At 72.5% G+C, this 18,445-nt stretch carries 18 protein-coding genes; 1 reads left to right on the top strand and 17 read right to left on the bottom strand.

Features of this window, described 5'->3' with window-relative positions:
* Positions 1-215: 215 nt before the first annotated feature.
* From ABZV94_RS21160 to ABZV94_RS21085, 16 genes are all read right to left on the bottom strand, one after another.
* Positions 216-485, bottom strand: a complete 270-nt coding sequence (locus ABZV94_RS21160) for an acyl carrier protein (RefSeq protein ID WP_356342312.1) — start codon at positions 483-485, stop codon at positions 216-218.
* A 69-nt stretch (positions 486-554) separates the two neighbouring features.
* A complete protein-coding gene (locus tag ABZV94_RS21155; RefSeq protein ID WP_356342311.1) occupies positions 555-1,769 on the bottom strand; it encodes a ketosynthase chain-length factor in 1,215 nt (404 codons plus the stop codon).
* On the bottom strand, positions 1,766-3,037 hold the full coding sequence (locus ABZV94_RS21150; RefSeq protein WP_356342309.1) for a beta-ketoacyl-[acyl-carrier-protein] synthase family protein: 1,272 nt from the start codon (positions 3,035-3,037) through the stop codon (positions 1,766-1,768). The genes ABZV94_RS21155 and ABZV94_RS21150 overlap by 4 nt, the downstream gene beginning before the upstream one ends.
* Positions 3,034-3,363, bottom strand: coding sequence for a TcmI family type II polyketide cyclase (locus tag ABZV94_RS21145; RefSeq protein ID WP_356342306.1), 330 nt, complete (start codon positions 3,361-3,363; stop codon positions 3,034-3,036). The genes ABZV94_RS21150 and ABZV94_RS21145 overlap by 4 nt, the downstream gene beginning before the upstream one ends.
* Positions 3,364-3,408: 45 nt before the next feature.
* On the bottom strand, positions 3,409-4,899 hold the full coding sequence (locus tag ABZV94_RS21140; protein ID WP_356342304.1) for an FAD-dependent monooxygenase: 1,491 nt from the start codon (positions 4,897-4,899) through the stop codon (positions 3,409-3,411).
* 375 nt (positions 4,900-5,274) lie between these two features.
* The gene (locus ABZV94_RS21135) at positions 5,275-5,979 is read right to left on the bottom strand and encodes a class I SAM-dependent methyltransferase (protein ID WP_356342302.1); all 705 of its coding nucleotides are present in this window, start codon (positions 5,977-5,979) and stop codon (positions 5,275-5,277) included.
* Positions 5,976-7,871, bottom strand: coding sequence for a hypothetical protein (locus ABZV94_RS21130; RefSeq protein WP_356342300.1), 1,896 nt, complete (start codon positions 7,869-7,871; stop codon positions 5,976-5,978). The genes ABZV94_RS21135 and ABZV94_RS21130 overlap by 4 nt, the downstream gene beginning before the upstream one ends.
* 339 nt (positions 7,872-8,210) lie before the next feature.
* Positions 8,211-8,870, bottom strand: coding sequence for an antibiotic biosynthesis monooxygenase (locus ABZV94_RS21125; protein WP_356342297.1), 660 nt, complete (start codon positions 8,868-8,870; stop codon positions 8,211-8,213).
* Positions 8,871-8,923: 53 nt separating this feature from the next.
* Complete coding sequence (locus ABZV94_RS21120; protein WP_356342295.1) at positions 8,924-10,507, bottom strand: MFS transporter; 1,584 nt, start codon at positions 10,505-10,507, stop codon at positions 8,924-8,926.
* Between the two features lie 51 nt (positions 10,508-10,558).
* Positions 10,559-11,551 carry a DUF6081 family protein gene (locus tag ABZV94_RS21115; RefSeq protein ID WP_356342293.1) on the bottom strand — a complete coding sequence of 331 codons (993 nt, stop codon included), beginning with the start codon at positions 11,549-11,551 and terminating at the stop codon, positions 10,559-10,561.
* A 16-nt stretch (positions 11,552-11,567) separates the two neighbouring features.
* Positions 11,568-12,707 (bottom strand): acyl-CoA dehydrogenase family protein, encoded by a 1,140-nt coding sequence (locus tag ABZV94_RS21110; protein WP_356342291.1) that lies wholly within the window; start codon positions 12,705-12,707, stop codon positions 11,568-11,570.
* Positions 12,708-12,792: 85 nt separating this feature from the next.
* Positions 12,793-13,377 (bottom strand): NAD(P)H-dependent oxidoreductase, encoded by a 585-nt coding sequence (locus ABZV94_RS21105; RefSeq protein ID WP_356342289.1) that lies wholly within the window; start codon positions 13,375-13,377, stop codon positions 12,793-12,795.
* 195 nt (positions 13,378-13,572) lie between these two features.
* Entirely contained in the window at positions 13,573-14,037 is a 465-nt protein-coding gene (locus tag ABZV94_RS21100; protein WP_356342288.1) for a nuclear transport factor 2 family protein, read from the bottom strand.
* Positions 14,038-14,076: 39 nt separating this feature from the next.
* Positions 14,077-14,814 (bottom strand): SDR family oxidoreductase, encoded by a 738-nt coding sequence (locus ABZV94_RS21095; RefSeq protein ID WP_356342286.1) that lies wholly within the window; start codon positions 14,812-14,814, stop codon positions 14,077-14,079.
* Positions 14,815-14,878: 64 nt separating this feature from the next.
* Positions 14,879-15,640, bottom strand: a complete 762-nt coding sequence (locus ABZV94_RS21090; protein WP_356342283.1) for an SDR family oxidoreductase — start codon at positions 15,638-15,640, stop codon at positions 14,879-14,881.
* 130 nt (positions 15,641-15,770) lie between these two features.
* Positions 15,771-16,427, bottom strand: coding sequence for a response regulator transcription factor (locus ABZV94_RS21085; RefSeq protein WP_356342281.1), 657 nt, complete (start codon positions 16,425-16,427; stop codon positions 15,771-15,773).
* 432 nt (positions 16,428-16,859) lie between these two features.
* Between ABZV94_RS21085 and ABZV94_RS21080 the strand changes: the two genes are divergently transcribed.
* On the top strand, positions 16,860-17,426 hold the full coding sequence (locus ABZV94_RS21080) for a TetR family transcriptional regulator (RefSeq protein ID WP_356342279.1): 567 nt from the start codon (positions 16,860-16,862) through the stop codon (positions 17,424-17,426).
* Positions 17,427-17,726: 300 nt separating this feature from the next.
* Here the strand turns inward: ABZV94_RS21080 and ABZV94_RS21075 are convergent, their stop codons facing one another.
* Complete coding sequence (locus tag ABZV94_RS21075) at positions 17,727-18,407, bottom strand: ScbR family autoregulator-binding transcription factor (protein ID WP_356342278.1); 681 nt, start codon at positions 18,405-18,407, stop codon at positions 17,727-17,729.
* Between the last annotated feature and the right edge of the window lie 38 nt (positions 18,408-18,445).

The raw sequence follows: 18,445 nt of genomic DNA, 5'->3' as shown, positions 1-18,445 counted from the left end.
CGGCGGCGTCGCGCGGGGGGGGCGCGGGTTTCTGGGCCGCCCGGGGGTTATCGCGGTTTTTGGTGGGCCCCATGGGGCAAAATGGGGGGGGGGGGGGGTTGGGGGGGGGGGGGGCGCCGGCACGCGGCCCCGCGGCGGGCCGGTCCGGAGGGGGTTCCGGCCCGGCCCGCCCGGCGTCGGCCCGTCGGGGGTCGGGCCGGTCCGGCGGAGTCGGGTCAGGCGGCGGCGTCGACCGGGAGCAGCCCGTTGACGGCGGCGACGAGGGCGCGCGGGGTGCTGATGTCGGTGAGGTCGACGTCGTCGAGGCTGACGCCGAACTCGCGCTCGATGCGCCCGCCGGCCTCCAGCAGCGCCAGCGACTCGTAACCCAGCGCCTCGAACTCGGTGTCGTCGATGTCGCCGTAGAGGTCGATGCCCTCCTCGGCGCCGGCGCTCTCCAGCAGGATGCGGCGCAGGTCGTCCAGGGTGAACGGCTTGTGGGACATGGGTTTTCTCCGTTGCTGAGGGTGTGTGGGGTCGGGTCGGGGTCGGTCAGGCCGGCGAGCCGGTGCGGGTCAGTCGACGGCGCGGACGACGGCGGCCGAGTTGAAGCCGCCGTGGCCGCGGGCGACGACCAGCGCGGCCCGTACCGGGGCCGGGCGTGCGGTGCCGGTCACGAGGTCCAGCTGGTATTCGGCGGCGGCTTCGACGTGGGTCGTGGGCGGGATGACCCCGTCCTGGATCGCCAGCAGGGCGGCGGCCACGTCCAAGGGGGCGGCGCCCGAGTAGAGGCGCCCGGTCATCGTCTTCGGTGCCGTCACCGGCACCCCGCGCGGCCCGAACACCTCGGTGAGCGCGTCGGCCTCCACCCGGTCCAGCTCCGGCACGGCCGCCGCGTCGGCGAACACCACGTCGATGTCGCCGGGTTCGAGGCCGGCGTCGGCGAGGGCGGCGCGGATCGCCTGGCGCAGGCCGGGCTCCCGGCCGCTGCCCGGCCGCGGGTCGAAGGTGGCGCCGTAGCCCGCGATCTCACCGTAGACCCGGGCGTTCCGGGCGCGGGCCGCGGCCAGGTCCTCCAGGATCAGGATCGCGCCGCCCTCGCCGGGCACGTGCCCGGCCGCGCGCGGGTCGAAGGGCAGGTACGCCGACTCCGCGTCGTCCCGCGTGCTGAGCCGGCCGCCGGCCAGCTGGGCCACCCAGCCCCAGGGGCAGATCGAGGCGTCGACGGCACCGGAGACGATGAGCTGCGTGCCCTTGCGGATCTGCCGGCGGGCCTGCGCGAGGGCGTCCAGGCCGCCCGCCTGGTCGCTCACGACGACTCCGCTCGGGCCCTTCATGCCGTTGCGGATGGAGATCTGGCCGGTGTTGACGGCGTAGAACCAGGCGAACGACTGGTAGGCGCTGACGTACTGGCCGCCCTTGCTCCACAGCTTCTGCAGCTCGTTCTGACCGAACTCGAAGCCGCCGGAGGAGCTGGCGGTGACCACGCCCATGCCGTAGGCGGGCAGTTCCTTCGGGTCGACCCCGGCGTCCTCGAGCGCCCAGTCCGTCGCGACCAGCGCCAGCCGGGTCATGTGGTCGGTCTGGGGCAGCAGCCGGCCGGGCAGGTGGTCCTCGGCGACGAAGCCGGGCACCTCGCCCGCCAGACGCGCGGGGTACTGGTCCGGGACGAAGCGGGTCACCGGGCCGATGCCGCTCTCGCCCTGGACGGCCGCCGTCCAGAAGTCCTTCGTGCCCAGGCCGTTGGGAGCGGCGACGCCCAGGCCCGTGACCACTACCGGGGTCGTCATGCGATGCTCCTGTCGGGTCGGGCCAGCACCATGGCGCTCTGGAAACCGCCGAAGCCGCTGCCGACGGTCAGGACCGTGTCGGTGCGCCACTCACGGGCCGTGAGCGGCACGTAGTCGAGGTCGCACTCCGGGTCCGGGGTGTGCAGGTTGGCGGTGGGCGGGACGACGCCGTGCTCCATGGCGAGGGCGGAGGCGGCGATCTCGATGGAGCCGATCGCGCCCAGGGAGTGGCCCACCATCGACTTGATGGAGCTGACGGGGGTCCGGTAGGCGTGCTCGCCGAGGCTGCGCTTGAACGCCGCGGTCTCGTGCCGGTCGTTCTGCTTGGTGCCGGAGCCGTGCGCGTTGACGTAGTCGACGGACTCAGGGTTGGTCCGGGCCTCGTTCAGGGCGACCGAGATCGCCTCGGCCATCTCGGCGCCGTCGGGGCGCAGGCCCGTCATGTGGAAGGCGTTGCAGCGGGAGGCGTAGCCGGCGATCTCCGCGTAGATGTGCGCTCCGCGGCTGCGGGCGCGCTCCAGCTCCTCCAGGACGAACACCGCCGCGCCCTCGCCCAGGACGAAACCGTTGCGGGTGCCGTCGAAGGGCCGGGAGGCGTGCTCGGGGTCGTCGTTGCGGGGCGTGGTCGCCTTGATCGCGTCGAAGCAGGCGACCGTGATCGGGGAGATCGGCGCGTCCGAGCTGCCGGCGATCATCACGTCGGCGCTGCCCTCGCGGATGACGTCCACGGCGTGGCCGACCGAGTCGATGCCGGACGTGCAGCCGGTGGACACGACCGTGGAGGGGCCCTCGGCACCCACCGCCCAGGCGACCTCGGCGGCGAACGAGCTGGGGACGAAGTAGTTGTACAGGTGCGGCACCGCGTACTCGTGGTCGACCAGGCCGAGCCGGCCGCCGTCGCTGACCACGCGGTACTCCTGGTCGAGACCGGTCGTGGCGCCGACCGCGCTGCCGATGGTGACACCGGTGCGGTACGGGTCGAGCCGCGTGAGGTCGATGCCGCTGTCGGCGACGGCCTCGCGGGTCGCCACGACCGCGAGCTGCGCGGCCCGGTCCATCCGGCGGATCTCCTGCGGGCTCAGCCCGTGCTCCTCGGGATCGAAGTCGATCTCGGCGGCGACCCGGGAGCGGAACGGCGACGGGTCGAAGAAGGTGATGCGCCGCGTCGACGTCCGCCCGTCGCTGAGCAGGCTCCAGAAGTTCTTGGCGCCGATCCCGCCCGGCGCGAGCACTCCGATGCCGGTGATGGCGACTCGACGGCCGGTCACTTGGCCGCTTCCCAGCGGTAGAAGGACTTGGCCATGGCGTCCGCGGGCGAGCGCCAGGTGGCCGGGTCGTAGGCCTCGATGTACGGCTTGAGGTCCTCGCTGATCTTCACGAAACGCGGGTCGGTCTTCGCCTCCTCGATGAGCTCGCCACCATTGTCCGTGTCGAATTCCTGGAGGTGGAAGTAAAGGCCCTTGTAGAGGAACAGCTCGCGCCGCCGAGTGCCCATGATGTGCGGCATTTCGGTTTCGTCGAACTGCTGGAAAAACCGGGCGACGTCATAGCGCGCACCGGGTTCCATCCGGGCGACGATCAGGGTGCTGTGCATGGTTTTCCTACTTCTCCTTTTCGTCAGGACAGCCGGTTCGCCGCGTCAGGACAGCCGGCCCGCGCGGGACGGGCCGAACCAGCGCTCCAGCGCCATGGGAAGGTCGTGGTGACTGCCCGGGGCGGCCCAGGCGACATAGCCGTCGGGGCGGACCAGCAGCGCGGCCGTGCCCGCCAGCGGGCTGTCCGCGCCGATACCGGTGGGGCGGGCCGTGACGATGTCGACGCGGTCGGCCCACGGCTCGGCGCGCCGCCGCAGCACGGCGGTGTCCGCCAGGTCGAGCAGCACTCCGCGGCCCGGGGTGAGCAGGTCGAAGCCGGTGGTGGGCCGGCTGGTGGCGGGCAGCGCCAGCTCCAGCCGCGGCAGCCGCCGGCCCAGCAGCGGGTGCGTGCCGGTGCCGACGTCGTAGTGGATCTCCAGCCCGCTGACCATGCCGGCCAGGTGGCGGGAGACCTCCGGGTAGCGGATCAGCTCGGTGAGCACGTCCCGGACCGGCTGGACCTCCTCGCCGCTGAGGAAGAGCAGCCCCTGGGCCCGGGTGTTCATCAGCAGGCGCCGGCCCACCGGGTGGCGTTCGTCGTGGTAGGTGTCCAGCAGCGGTTCCGGGGCGCGGCCCCGGACCACGGCCGCCAGCTTCCAGCCGAGGTTGACGGCGTCCTGGATGCTGGTGTTCATGCCCTGGCCGCCGGCCGGCAGGTGGATGTGCGCGGAGTCCCCGGCGAGCAGGATCCGGCCGCGGCGGTACTCGGTGACCTGGCGGGTGGCGTCGCCGAAGGCGCTGACCCACACCGGCTCGCCGTGGCTGATGTCGACGCCGGTCAGCCGCTTCCAGGCCGCCGCCACCTCCTGGTACGTCGGCGGCTCGGTACGCCGCTTGGGGGGCGTGCCGCGCTCGCAGACGATCAGGCGGGTGATGCCGCCGGGCAGCGGGCCGACCATGACCATGCCGCCGGGCAGCGTCTCGCCGATCATGCGCGGCTCCAGATCGAGGCCGCGCACGTCCGCGAGGTACATCTCCAGCGTGGCGGCGGTGCCGGGGAAGTCGAAGCCGGCCGCCTTGCGGACCTTGCTGCGCCCGCCGTCGCAGCCGACCAGGTACTGCGTGCGCAGCCGGGTGACGCCCTCGGGGCCGCGCACCTCCACCAGCACGCTGTCCCCGTCGTCCTTGACGGAGAGCACCTCGTGTCGGCGGCGGACGTCCGTGCCGAGGTCGGTGACCCACTGCTCCAGCACGGCCTCGGTGTGGGACTGCGGGACGGTCTTCGCGGCCTGGTGGGCCCCGTCGAGGATGCTGAAGTCGACGGGCAGTCCGCCGAAGTGCCCCTGGTCGCTGACCTCGATCTCCCCGAACCGGGAGAGCAGGCCGCGCTGGGCGAAGACCTCCATCGTCCGGGCGGTGAAGCCCAGTCCGCGGGACTCGCCGGTGCGTTCGGCGAGCTTTTCGAGCAGGATCACGTCGACCCCGGCGAGCCGCAGTTCGCCGGCCAGCATGAGTCCCGCCGGACCGGCTCCGACGACTATGACTTCGGCGTCCATGCCACTCTCCTCGGCCGTCTTCAGGGAATTCTGGAAAAGCACTGTGCGTGCAGCTGTATGCGGAAAAACGCGTGCAGCCGTATGCGGAAACGAATGGCCATCGGATGCGGCGGTGCGCTGTTCTCTGCCTCCGGATGCCGACTTCATACTTCGCTGCGCGGGCATCCCCGGACAAGGGCGTCCAGGGGTGACAGCGTGAGGTCTGTGCGAAGTTGTGTCAGGTTTATGTGAGGTGATTCCGGGAAGAGCCGACGGGGCTGCGGAATGGTTTCCTCTGATGAATTGCGTGTAAACATGCGGCGGGCCGGAGACGCCACCGGCCGCGCCCGGGGCGCGGCCGGTGGCGGGGAAGGCGTCGGGAACGTGCCGTGGGGCTCAGCCCGGCCAGCGGGTGACCTCCAGGCCGCAGTCGTCGACCGGGAGGGTGGTGGTCGCGACGGCACCCCGGTCCGTGACGAACGCGGCGTAGTCGCGCAGGTCCCAGGCGAAGACCGGGTGGCAGACGTCGTGGGCGATCACCAGCGCGCCCGGTGCGAGATGCGGCAGCCAGCGCTCCAGCAGCCGGGCGTAGCCGGACTTGCGGGCGCCGGGTACGTCGATGTCGATGAGCAGCAGGTCCCAGGTGGCGCCCGCGCTCAGTCCGGCGGCGTCGAAGGCGTCCGCCACGACCGCCCGGGCACCCGGCGCGAACCCCGCGCGCCGCAGGTTGCCGGAGGCCAGGCGCACCGCGTCGGCGTCGACGTCGACTCCCAGGGCGCGCTCCCCCGGGTAGCGGGGGCCGGGGCCGAAGCCCGGCCCGGTGACCCAGGCCATGAGGTTGCCCGCGAAGCAGCCCAGGGTCGCGACGGCGGCCGGGCGGTGGGCCGCCGCCAGGCCGTACAGCACCCGGGCCGCGAGGGGGGTCAGGGTGGTGGTGGGGACGTGGAAGCCGGCCCGGAGGCGGTCCCGCAGCGCGTGGAAGCCGGTCCAGGGGGCGGCGGGAGCGTCGGGTGCCAGCACGCCCGTGGTCCGGCAGTGGTCGAGGAAGCGGTCGGCCATCGCGTCGGCCTGACGTGGGGTCAGCCGGGGCAGCGCGGTCATCGGGACGCCACCAGGGTGCCCGGGTTCTCCTGGGCCGTGATGCCGGCCAGGAACCGGTTCAGGTCCCGGCCCGGCCGCCCCTCCAGGTCCACGGCGGGCAGATAGGAGGGGAGCTTGGCGGACGGCGGGGCGACCCGCGCACCGGCCCGGGTGAGGGCCTCGGTCAGCTCGGCGCGGTCCGCGCCCCGGTCGTGGGCGCCGGCGGCCTGCGGGTACCAGATGCGGGCCGCCGCCAGGGTGTGCCCGTCCCAGCGGGTGTCGCCGAGGGTGAGCGCCCACAGCAGCCCGGCCAGGTCCTGGGCAAAGGCCTCCTCGTCGCACAGGCGGCGCGCGGTGCGGGCGGCGTCGCGGTAGTGGCGGGCGGCCCCGGCGTGGTCACCGCGGCGCAGATCCGTGTACGCCGCCGCGGCGAGCAGCTTCTCCACGTGGAAGGAGTCGCGCAGCGCCCCGGCGACGCGGACGGCCGCGGCGAAGGTGGCCGCGGCCTGCTCGTGGCTGCCGCGGCGCAGCTGGAGCACGGCGATCGCGTAGTGGTGCAGGACGAAGAAGTCCTGCCGGCCGGTGCTGAGCATCGTCGACGACACCGAGCGCAGGAACTCCTCGGCCTGCTGGTGCCGGCCGGTGATCTGGAGCAGGAAGGCCAGGTTGTGGCTGAGGTTGTAGCGCAGGTAGAAGGCGCTGTCCCCGGGCAGGTCGCGGACCAGCCGGAACGCGGCGAACTCCAGGTCGAACGCCTCTTGGAACAGTGCCTCGCGCCGCTCGGCGTGCTCGGTCTCCCGGGCGTCGATGGCCGCCGCCAGCGCCAGCCCGTTGAGGATCCAGGCCCGTTCGGCCGGGGCGTCGGCGCCGGGGGCGTCCAGACACTCCAGGCCGCGCCGGTAGTGGGTACGCGCCGCCTCGGTGTCGTCCTTGCGCTTGGTGACCAGCAGGGCGAGGAGGTAGTTCAGGTGCGCCCTGAGCTCTGGCCGTTCGGCCAGCGTCAGGGACTGCTCCAGCCTGGCGATCGCCGTGTCGATCCGCCCGGTCTGCGCGGCCGAGATGGCCTGGAGGCGGACGAGGTCGGCCTCGTCGTCGGGCCGGTCCCCCGCCGCCCGTACGGCCCGCAGATGGGCGGCGATCAGCAGATCGGCCCGCTCGAAGTTCTGCAGCGCGATGGCGTCGCCGATGGCCCGCAGGGGACTGCGCGCACCGCCCGGCCGCCACACCCCGGCCGCCGGCCCGGCTGTCTCGGGCGCGGCCTCCGCGGCCGGCGGGAGCTGCCCGCACACCCGGACGGCCCGCTGCTCGGCGAGGCGTTCCAGGAACAGGGTGCCGCCGCCCCGCAGCAGGCCGCGTACGGTCACGGGCCGGCCCTGCTGGTCCGCGATCAGCACGGCCCGGTAGAGGATCCGGAGCGAGAGCCGGTCCCAGCGGTCGACGGCGTGGGCGACGAGGAGCCGCCGGTCCTCGCCGAGGGCGGGCAGGGCGTCGGCGAGGAAGCGGGCCGCCCGGTCGATCCACCCGGCCGTCGTGTGCGACTCCCGGCTGATCCGCCGGGTCGTGCCGAGCGCGGCGGTCTCGGAGACGGGCACGAACCGCCCGTACCCGCCCTCGTCCGCCTCCTCCCGCCGGGTGAGCAGCGCGAGGACCTCGGCGTGCCGTTCCAGCGCCTCGGGCCGGGCGGCGCGTACGGCGGGCAGCAGGAGGTCGAGCAGGGGCCGCAGCCCGCACAGGTGGTCGTAGCCGGGTGCGGGCGGGCTGATGTCGACGGCCCGGGGCACGGCTTCGGGTCCCAGGCAGTCGGTGTGGTCGTGGGGCCGGGCGCAGAGCACGACTCCGCGGGCGGCGGGCCGCCAGGCGAGGGTCGGTTCCTGCGGCCAGGCGGGGCGGGGTGCCAGGGCACCAGAGGTCACGGCGCGCTCCTCACGTTCCGGTCGGGTCAAGAGGCCGGCCCCCGCTGCGGGGCAGCGAGGGCCGGGGGGAAGGGGAACCGGGCGGTTACCAGGTCTCGTTGCCCAGGGCGAGCTCGAACTCGCTCTCCGTCAGCTCGTTCTCGGCCGAGAACGAGGCGAGAACCTCCTCCAGGGCGGCGTTCAGCGCGGCGTCGGTCATGGATGTCACCTCCCAACGGGGTGCGGTGCGGGCGGTTCACTCCCGTGTGCGTCCGGCACACCGCCCGGGGAGCGGTGGCGGGACACCCGCGGAAGGGTCTGCGGGCGCGCCTCCGACGGCCCTGCGCCGTCGGAGCCGCGTCAGATCTGCGTCGTCTCCGTGATGTAGGCGATCTTCAGCGTGTACTCGCGTACGTCGACGCCGTCCGGCAGCGCGGGCTGCCCGCCCTGCGCCTCGCGGTCGGCGCGGAAGGCCCGGTAGGCCTCCTCGCTCTGCCACTGCGAGTAGCTGACGACGGCCTCGCCCTCGAAGTCCCGGTGCACGCTGTGCGATATGTAGCCCGGTGTCGCGTCGAGCGCCGCGTCGGGTCCGGTCACCGCGTCGAGCAGCGCCTGCTGCTGCGCGCGGGAGCGGGTGCGGGCGACCTCGACGACGGTGAAGACGTCCTGGTCCTCGGCGAGTTCGACGGTGGGCTCACCGAGCGCGGGGTTGCGCTGGGTGTAGACCACCTCGCAGTGGATGCTGTCGAACGTCGCGAAGGTCATGACCTCCTTGAACCGCTCCTGGCGGCCCGGGTCCCCGAGGATGCCCTCCCAGGAGGCCTTGTCCCGCCACTGGATGTAGCTGATGACGCAGTGGCCGTCATGGCTGAGGTGGGCGTTGACCGACACGAGCCCGGTGCGCTCGTCGGCGGGGCCGAGGCTCTGCCAGATGTCGATCAGCCGGTGCTGGTGCTCGGGCGTGGTCTCGAAGATGTTGACCAGCGTGTAGTACTGGTCCTTGACACTGATTCTGGTCACGGTGACCCCCTGTCGTCGTTGCCGGAACCGTCGGGTGCGGGCTGGGCGCGCCGTCAGGCGGCCGGGACCGTCTCGCCGTCGGCGGCGCCGGCGTGCTCCGGCTCCGGCTGACCGGCGGCCGGAGCCGGCAGGCTCTTGCGCAGCAGCACGGCGACCAGGGCGGCCATGGTGAGCAGCACGCCGATGGAGACGTACGAGGCGATCGCCATGCCGTGGGCGAAGGCGTCGTGGGCGACGGCGTCGAGCCGCGCGCCGACCCGGGCCGGCAGCCCGCCGGTGACCGCGGCGGCCTCGGCGAGGCCGTTGCGGGCGGCCTCGTGCACCGGGCCGGGCACCCCGGAGGGCAGCTTGTCGTCGAGGGTGGAGCCGTAGACGGCGGTGGCGAGGCTGCCGACCAGGGCGATGCCGACCGCGCCGCCGAGCTCGTTGGTGGTGGACGCCAGCGCCGACGCGGCACCGGCGCGCTCCACGGGGGCGGCCGAGACGATCGTGCCGATGCCGAGGGCCATCACCGGCGCCAGGCCGATGAACATGACCGCGGACGAGACGACGACCATGGCCGTGCCGGAGTCGCCGTCGAGCTGGGTGAGGATGCCGAAGCCGACGGAGCCGATGACCAGGCCGCCGATCAGGACCGGCGGCGCCCCGTGCTTGCCGGCGAGGCCGGTGGCCACGACGGCGGCGACCATGCCCGGGATGATGACCGGAAGCTGCCACAGGCCCGCCTCGGCCGGCGACATGCCCAGCACGATCTGCATGTAGGTGGCCAGCAGGTACTGGATGCCCATCATCAGGCCGGTGGTCAGCAGCAGGGTGCCGACGGACACCGAGAACGCGGCCCGCCGGAACAGGGAGAGGTCCATCAGCGGAGCGGCCAGGCCGCGCTGGCGCAGCACGAAGACCACACCGAAGACCACTCCGGCCGCGAGGCTCACCGCGGGCAGCGCCTCGAAACCGTTGCGGGCCAGCTCCTTGACGCCGTACATGGCCGGCAGGATCGCCGCCAGCGACAGCCCCACGCTCAGCAGGTCCAGCTTGGCACCGGAGGGGTCCTTGTACTCGGGCAGCAGGATGGGGCCGGTCACCAGCAGCAGCACCATCACCGGGACGGCCATCAGGAAGGGCGCGCCCCACCAGAAGTGGTCCAGCAGCAGACCGCCGGCGATCGGGCCGACGACCCCGCCGACCATGAAGGACGTCGTCCAGATGGTGACGGCGGTCGTGCTCTCCTTCGGGTCCCGGAACATGCTGCGCAGCAGCGACAGCGTGGACGGGGCCAGCGTGGCCGCCGAGACGCCGAGCAGCGCGCGGGCGGCGATCAGCATCTCCGGGCTGTTGGCCTCGGCCGTGAGCACCGAGGCGACACCGAAGAACACGGCGCCGATCAGCAGCAGCCGGCGCCGGCCGATGCGCTCGCCGAGCGTGCCCATGGTGATCAGGAAGCCGGCGATGAGGAAGCCGTAGATGTCGCTGCTCCACAGCAGCTGGGTGCTGCTGGGGTGGAGGTCGGCCGTCAGTTTGGGGACGGCCATGAACAGCAGGGTGAGGTCCATGGTGGTGAGCAGCGCGGGCAGGCACAGGACGGCCAGACCGAACCACTCACGCCGGCCCGCCTTGGCGGGCGTTACTGCGTTCACAACGAGTTCCTTCTCTACAGGAGGGGGATGGCGGAGCGTGGTGCCGGGCGGTCAGCGCCCGGTGCCGGTGGCGGTGACCCGGACGTCCCGCACGGTCAGCCCGACGCCCTGGCCCCACAGCCGGTGGGCCGCGGTGCTCCGTTCGTCGAGGAACGTCTGCGGCCAGGGCGCGCCGGAGCGTGGATGGACGTAGTGGGCGGGTGCCGAGTCGATGCGCACCAGCGCGGTGCCGTCGGCGTCCAGGGCGCCGTCCAGCAGCGTGAACATGCCGAGGCCGGGGACGAGTTGGCGCGGGGAGAGGTCCTCCGGCTCGCCGGCGTGGTCCAGCAGCAGGTGCCGGCGGTCCAGGACCGGGTGCCCGACGCGGTCCACGACGAGCACCTCGCGTCCGCCGACCGTCCAGCGGGCCGTGCCGCGGGACCGGTCGAGCGTGACGCCCAGCGTGACGAGGTCCCCGGGGGAGCGGTCGGCCACCGGGACGGCGTACGTGTAGGCCGCGTACCCGGTGCCGGGCAGCCGCAGCCGCTCGTAGTTGGCGTACACCCGGGTGGCGGTGACGAAGAAACCGAAGATCGAGGCGGTCTCCACGTCGGCGGCGATCAGCGCGCCGCAGCCCAGCCGGGGGTCGGCCCGGGGGTCGGTGACCGCGGCGCCGAAGGGGTGGTCCTCGGTGCCGTAGGTGCTCACCGCGAGGGTCGCGCCGCACTCGAGCGCGCCGTCGTCGGGCACGTCGAAGCCGGGGAAGCCGGTGCACGCGGTGCGGTGGGCGAACGCCGTCCACTTGACGTGGTCCCGGGTGCCCTCGCCGCCGTCGGCCTGCTGGCCGGTCGTGGACACGAACGCGGGCGCGCCGGTGCGGGGGTTGACGCCGGTGGGTATGACCGAGAGGCCGAAGGCGCTGGTCCGGGCGATGCCGTCACCGCCCGGTACACCGGCGACGTCCTGGGTGTGCCAGCCGGCGGCGGGGCCGGTGGTGGTGAAGCCGTCCTGGAAGGTGTCGTGGAACAGCAGCCCGTCCTCGACGGCGGGTGGCGTGGTCGTCATGGGGTTCCGTCCCGGCTCAGTCGGTGGTCAGCGTGCCGCGCGCGAAGGCCAGCGCCGCGGGCTCGAACTGCAGCACCATGTGGCTGGCGGCGGAGTTGGCGTCCCGCCAGACGCGCTGGAGGGGGTCGCCGGCCGACTGGCTGCGGGTGCCGCCGGCCCGGAAGAGGGCGTCCACGGCACCGGTCAGCAGCCGGGTGGCCAGGGCGCAGTCCCGGCGGTTGCGGACGACGACGGCCTCGTCGGCCACCGCCGCGTCCACGGCCGCCGCGGCCCGGGCCAGCAGCAGACCGGCCGCGTCGATCTCACCGGCCGCGCGGGCGTGCCCGATCAGCTGGGTCTCGCTCGGCTCGGTGCCGCGGGCCGACCGGCCGGCCGCCGCGCGGGCCGACAGCCCCAGTGCGCCGCGGGCGGCGCCGAGGACCGGCCCGGCGAAGGTGAGGCCGTTGACCGCGAACAGCGGCTGGGCGTGCCGCGGTTCGTCCGAGCCGGCGTTCCGGCCGGCGAACACGTCGTCCATGAGGAAGGTCCGGCGCGCGGGGACGAACGTCTCCTCGACGACCAGGGTGTGGCTCCCGGTCGCCCGCATCCCGACGCTGTCCCACGTCTCCTCGATCCGGTACGCGGACCGCGGTACGGCGAAGAAGCGCGCCTCCTGCTGTCCGTCCGCGTTTGCCGCCGGGGCCATCACCAGCGCCCAGTCGGAGAACTCCACCCCGCTGGCGTAGGTCCAGGCGCCCGCCAGCCGCCAGCCGCCGTCGGCGGGCGTGGCCGTGGCGGACGGTGAGACCAGGGAGCTGACCAGCCGGGTGTCGGGCCCGTCCGCCCAGATCTCGGCCTGGCCCTCGGCGGGCAGGTAGGCGGCGAACCGCGCGGTGTAGGCCAGCAGTGAGCCGGTCCAGGCGGCGGAGGCGCAGCCCTCGCCGACCGTGGCGACCGCCTCGGTGAGGGTGGCGAAGTCCGTGGTCTCGCCCCCGTGGCGGGCCGGGACGAGCGCCCGGGCGAAGCCGGCCTCGACGAGCGCGTCCACCACCTCTCCGGAGAGCCGTCGGTCACGGTCTGCCCGGGCCGCGTCACGGCCCGCGAGCGCACGGGCGGCCCGTGCGGCGGACACGAGGGTGTCCGGGGTGGTGCGGGGAGCGAGAAGCATCCCGGTCATGGCTGTACTCATTTCGTGAACGGAACGGAGAGGCGGGGGCCGGCGAGGGGCGGGCGCGGTCCGGCCGCGCCCGGCCCCGGGCGGCTCAGGCCCGGTACGGCCGCTTGGCGCGACCCTCGCGCAGGGCGGTGCCCCACCACACGAGCTGGTCGAGCATGGTCTTGGCGGCGGCGGAGCAGCCGGTCGGGTCCTTGGGGTTGCCGTCGGCGTCGAACGTGGCGGCGGCACCGTGGAAGCTGACCGTGTCGCGCAGCGTGACGGCGTGCATCTCGGCGTAGACCTGGCGCAGCTGCTCCACGGCCCGCAGACCGCCGGACAGGCCGCCGTAGGAGACGAAGCCGATGGGCTTGGCCTGCCACTGGGTGTAGTTCCAGTCGATCGCGACCTTCAGCGGCGCCGGGAAGCTGTGGTTGTACTCGGGCGTGAGGACGACGAAGGCCTCGGCCGCGTCCAGCCGGTTGCTCAGGGCCGCGGCGGTGGCCGCGTCCGCGGGCTCCGGGGTGTCGGTGACGGCCACCGGCAGCGGGAAGTCGGCGAGGTCGACGACGTCCAGCGCGATGTCCTCGTTCTGCCCGGCCTGCTCGGCGAACCAGCGGGCGATGGTGGGGCCGAAGCGCGTGGCGCGGGTGCTGCCGATCACCAGGGCGACCCGGAGAGGTGCATCAGACATGGGGTTCCTCCGAAGGGGGGAAGTGGTCCGGGGAAGGGTGCGCACCCGGCCGAGTGGGCCGGCGGGGTGTCAGCGGGGTGCGGTGCGGTACGGCGGGCCGTCCCCACGTCCGCCGCACCGCACCGGCACCCGGTTCCGGTACGGCCGTGGCGTCCGCTGGCGCACACGGGCGTACCGGGGTCCGGTCCGGGCGGGTCAGACGACCTCGCGCCGGGAGCCGTCGGCGTTGCGGGGCGACCACCACAGCGCGGTGGTCTCGGCCCCGGCGCCCAGCACGCTCCAGCGGCCCTCCACGATGCGGCCGTTCTCCCAGCGCAGCAGGTGCAGGGCGTCGATGTCGAAGCGGTCGTAGGGGGAGGTGCTGTCCTCGGCGGCCCCGGCGCGCACCGCCGAGACCCGGTTGACGTCGACGGAGAAGCCGGCCTCGGCGTCGACCAGGACGGTGATGTTCTGGCCGCGCATGGTGCCGCCGGAGAGCCGGCCCATGTTCCCGAAGAATCCGAGGAAGGCGTCCAGGCCCTCGTACCAGCCGGAGTAGGCGTGCAGGCCGGGCACCTCGAAGCGCAGGTTCTCGTCCCAGTACTGGGCGATCTGCGCGCGGTCCCCGGTGCCGAGGGAGGCCCAGGCGGCGCCGACGCGCTCGGCGGTGAGATCGGACATGGCGGTGGTTCCTTTCGCAGGCTGTGAGGAGGGCGGCCGTCAGCGGCCGAGGAGCGCGCCACCGGTCGCGTCGACCGAGGTGCCGGTGATCCAGCGGGCGTCTTCGGAGGCGAGGAAGGCGACCACGTCGGCGACGTCCTGCGGCCGGCCGGCCCGGCCGAGGGCGGAGGCGCGGGAGAAGACCGCGGAGGCCTGCCCGCCGCTGCCCGGGACGACGCTGTTGACGGTGATGCCGCGCGGGCCGAGCAGCTGGGCCAGGTGCAGGGTGAGCTGCTCCAGCGCGCCTTTGCTCATGGCGTAGACGATCTCGTCGGGGTTGGCCGAACGGGTCAGCGCCGACGTGATGTTGACGATGCGGGCACCGTCGGGGATGTGCGGCAGCAGTCGCTGCAGAATGAACAGGGGAGCCTTCGCGTTCACCGCGGTCACCCGGTGGAAGACGTCCTGTGAGGTCCGGTCGAAGGCCGTGCCGCCGGTGATCCCCGCGTTGTTCACCAGAATGTCGATCTCGGCCCGGCCCGAATGTTCCTTGAGCGCCGGGAGAAGTCCCGCGCTCAGCTCCTCGGAGGCGCTCGGCATGGCCAGTTCGGCCCGTACCGCGAAGGCCTGCCCGCCGGATTCCCGGATCGACGTGACGACACCGCGGGCCGCCGCCGCGTCATGGCCGTAATGCACGGCCACCAGCGCACCTTCACGGCCGAGCCGTTCGGCGACCGCCCGCCCGATACCCCGGCTCGCACCCGTCACAAGTGCGTTCTTGTTCGCGAGACTCCCCACGGGACTTCCTTCCTCATGAATGGGTGAACTTCCGCCGTCGGAAAGACGGTTCAGACCGCTTCGCTCAGCCGAGCAAAGTGCCGCCCGTTGCGTCGAGAATCGAGCCCGTCACCCAGCGGGCCTCTTCCGAAGCGAGAAACGTCACGACATCGGCCACGTCCGCCGGCCGGCCGACCCGGCCGAACGCGTTCAGCGCTTCGAGGACCTTGACGGTCTCCGGGTTCTTGAAGACCGGCCCGCCGTTGTCGGTGAACCCGGGCCGCACACTGTTCACGGTGATGCCGCGCGGGCCCAGCAACTGCGCCAGATGCAGCGTGAGCTGCTCCAACGCCCCCTTGCTCATGGCGTGCACCAGCTGGTTGGGCTGGGCGATCCGGGTGAGGGGTGAGGAGATGTTGAGGATGCGGCCGCCGTCGGGAATGTGCGGGAGGAGCCGCTGCGTGAGGAACACCGGCGCCTTCGCGTTGACGGCGTAGACGTCCTTGAAATCCTGGTTGCTGATGCGGCCCAGCGGGGCGGTGTCCATCACTCCGGCGTTGTTCACCAGAATGTCGAGCTCCACCTTGCCGTGCAGGTTCGTCAATTGCGGTGCGAGGTTCCGGTACAGCTCGTCCGCCGCCGTGGGCCAGCCGAGTTCGGCCTGCACGGCGAAGGCCCGGCCACCCGCCGACCGGATCGACTCCACCACCTCATGGGCGGCCGCGGCGCTGTGCCCGTAATGCACGGCCACCAACGCGCCTTCCCGGCCCAGCCGTTCGGCGATCGCCCGCCCGATGCCACGGCTCGCACCCGTGACAAGCGCACTCTTGTTCGCGAGAATCCCCACGAAAACCCTCCCAGAAGGCAGACGGAAACCTCTCCGCGGAACGCGGAGAACTCGCCGACGATGAGCAGATGAAAGACACCGGGTGAGCACGGCACCCCGGCAGGAGCAGCAACGAAGAAAGATCAGGGAATCAGCGGACGTCGTCCGGTTCGAAGCAGAAGCCGACCCCCCGGACCGTGGTGATCCACTCGTCGGGGCCGAGTTTGCGGCGCAGGCTCGCCACATGGGTGTCGATGGTGCGGCTGGGCGGCGACCAGTGGTCTCCCCACACCTGGCTCATCACCCGGCGCCGCGACACCACCCGTCCGGGCTGCGAGGCGAGCAGCAACAGCAGGTCGAACTCCTTGCGCGTGCACTCCACGCGCTCATCGCGCAGGGTCACCTCCCGCAGTTTCACATCGATGCGCAGCGGCCCCCACTCCATGACGTCCAGCGCCCCGGCCTGCCGCAGACTGCGGCGCATCACCGCGCCGATCCGGGCGGTCAGTTCCCGCAGGTCGTACGGCTTCATCAGGCAGTCGTCGGCCCCCGCCTCCAGGACCAGCACCTGGTCCAGGTTGCTGCGCCGGCGGGTGAACGCGATGATCGGTGTGTCCCCCGCCGCGCGGATCGCGGCGCACACGTCGAGTCCGTCCAGATCCGCCAACTCCAGGTCGAGCAGGACCAGATCGGCGCATTCGAACATGGACAGCGCCTTGCCGCCGCTGTCCACGCTGACCACGTCGCAGCCCTGGCGCCGCAGGCGCTGGGCGATCCCGCGTGCGGCGTGGGCGTCGCTCTCCACCACGAGCACACGCCATGGCGTGCGGCCCGGGATCTCCGCCGACAGGTTCCGCTGGGTACCGGAAGCCCTATGTCGGTGATGTACATCGTGTGTGGTGTGCCGGAGCACACTCGGCTGTCTCATTCGACACCCCCCGTTCCCGCGTGAAGGCCACGCCGAAAGCCGATCGAACGCTTGCGAGCCTACAAACCGACACGCATGAATGTCAACGCGCTTCGGTACGCCCTCCTCGTGCGCCAAGTTGGCGCAATCGCTTGCCAAAGATGCGGACAAATGGGGTGTACCCGCGAGTAACAGCTGGCAGGTGGGCCGGTTTCGGGGTTCAGAAGCAGCATAAGGGAGTTCCAGATACCGACACGTTTGTTAGATTCGCCTCCAGACGCCTGCATGGGACGCCGACGTCGCACATCACTCGCACGCATGTGAGGAGTCGCCATGAGAGAGAAGGCGGCCAGGACCCGTTCCCTGCTGATCGGCTCGGCCGCGGCGGTCTTCGACCAGGAGGGCTACGAGAGAGCCAAGTTGGCCACCATCGCCGCCGACGTGGGCGTCAGCCGCGGCGCCCTCTACTTCCACTTCCCCAGCAAGGAAGCGCTTGCGGAAGCGGTGGAGGACGCGGCGGCCGAGAGGTTCGCGCAGGTCACGGCCGGTGGCCCGGCGGCCGGGGGGCAGCGGTTGACCGATTCGGTGCAGAGCCTCGCGGAGCTGTACCGCACGGACGTCACCTTCCGGGCCGGGGTGCTCCTGGGGTGCGACCGGGACCGCAAGTCCACCGTGAACCTGATCGAGCAATGGGAGCTGTACGTCCGTGACGCGGTCCTCGCCGCGGAGAAGGGCAACCCCTTCGCCCGGGCCGGCTCGGCCAGGTCGGCGGCCCGGGCGATCGTCGCGGTGACGGTGGGGCTGGCGTTTCTGTACCGGTGGAACGACCAGTGGCTCACCGAAACGACCGTCAGGGATGTATGGAACCTGCTCCCGGCGGCCATCGGCCGGATGGGCTAGCCGGAATCCGGAGCGCCGAGGTCCGGCAGGCGGAGGGTGTGACCCAGCCGCGGATCCGTTGTGAGGTCCGGCATCCGGATGACGCTGGTCCGGATGACCTCGGCTGATCGATATCCGGATGATTCAGGTCCGGATCGGCCGGGGGTGACCGATATCCGGACGGCATGGCTCCGGATGCGGCCCGGCCGATCGTTCATCCGGATGCTCTGGGTCCGCATCCGGTGGGCAGCACCTGGACAGCTCGCGGGCAGCACAAGGAGCCCACTCCGAGGAGCGGGCTCCGGTGGTACGAGGAGGGGCTCAGTCGGCGCTCTTCGCTTCGTCCGCGCGGTCCTCCTCGGCCGCCGCGAGAGCGGCCAGTTCCGCGCCGACCTTGGTCCCGCGGTCCTCGCTCAGGTCGAGCTGCACCAGGATCGCGGGCTCCGCGATGTTGGGCAGGACGTTGCGCAGCAGCGCCCGCACCCGCTCCTCCAGGTCCTTCCAACCGCTCATGACCTGCGAGAACATCTGTACGCCGGTGAATCCCGCGCACAGCAGTTCGGCCGTCTCCTGCACGTCCACGTGCGGCCGCAGCTCGCCCCGCTCCTTGGCTTCCCGCAGGATCAGCAGGTTGCGGTCGACCCAGCTCTGGAACGGCAGCCGACGGTCGAGGCCCACGGAGTCCAGTTCCAGCGACAGCCGGACGCTGCCCTGGAGGACGGGGTCACGTGTCAATTGACACGCGAAAACGAGGCCCAGGTCGATGAGCTCCTGGAGTTTGATGTGCCGGTCCACGGTGCGGATGTCCGCCTGACTGGCGAGGACGGTCCTGGCCAGCTCCTCCTTGGAGGAGAAGTGGAAGTAGACCGCTCCGCGTGTGAGGTTCAGCCGGTTGAGGACGTCGGCGACCGTCGCGGCGCTGTACCCGCGTTCGGCGAAGACGGAGCCGGCCGCTTCCAGGATCATTCGTCGGGTCGCGAGTCCGCGTTCGTGCGTCGCCATGGTTGTACCTCCGGGCGCCTGACCTGTCGTTCCGTGCA

This window comes from Streptomyces sp. NPDC004658 (assembly GCF_040609555.1).
Taxonomy (GTDB): Bacteria; Actinomycetota; Actinomycetes; order Streptomycetales; family Streptomycetaceae; genus Streptomyces.
The sequence above is the reverse complement of the archived record's forward strand: the minus strand, read 5'-3'. Positions and strand labels throughout refer to the sequence as shown.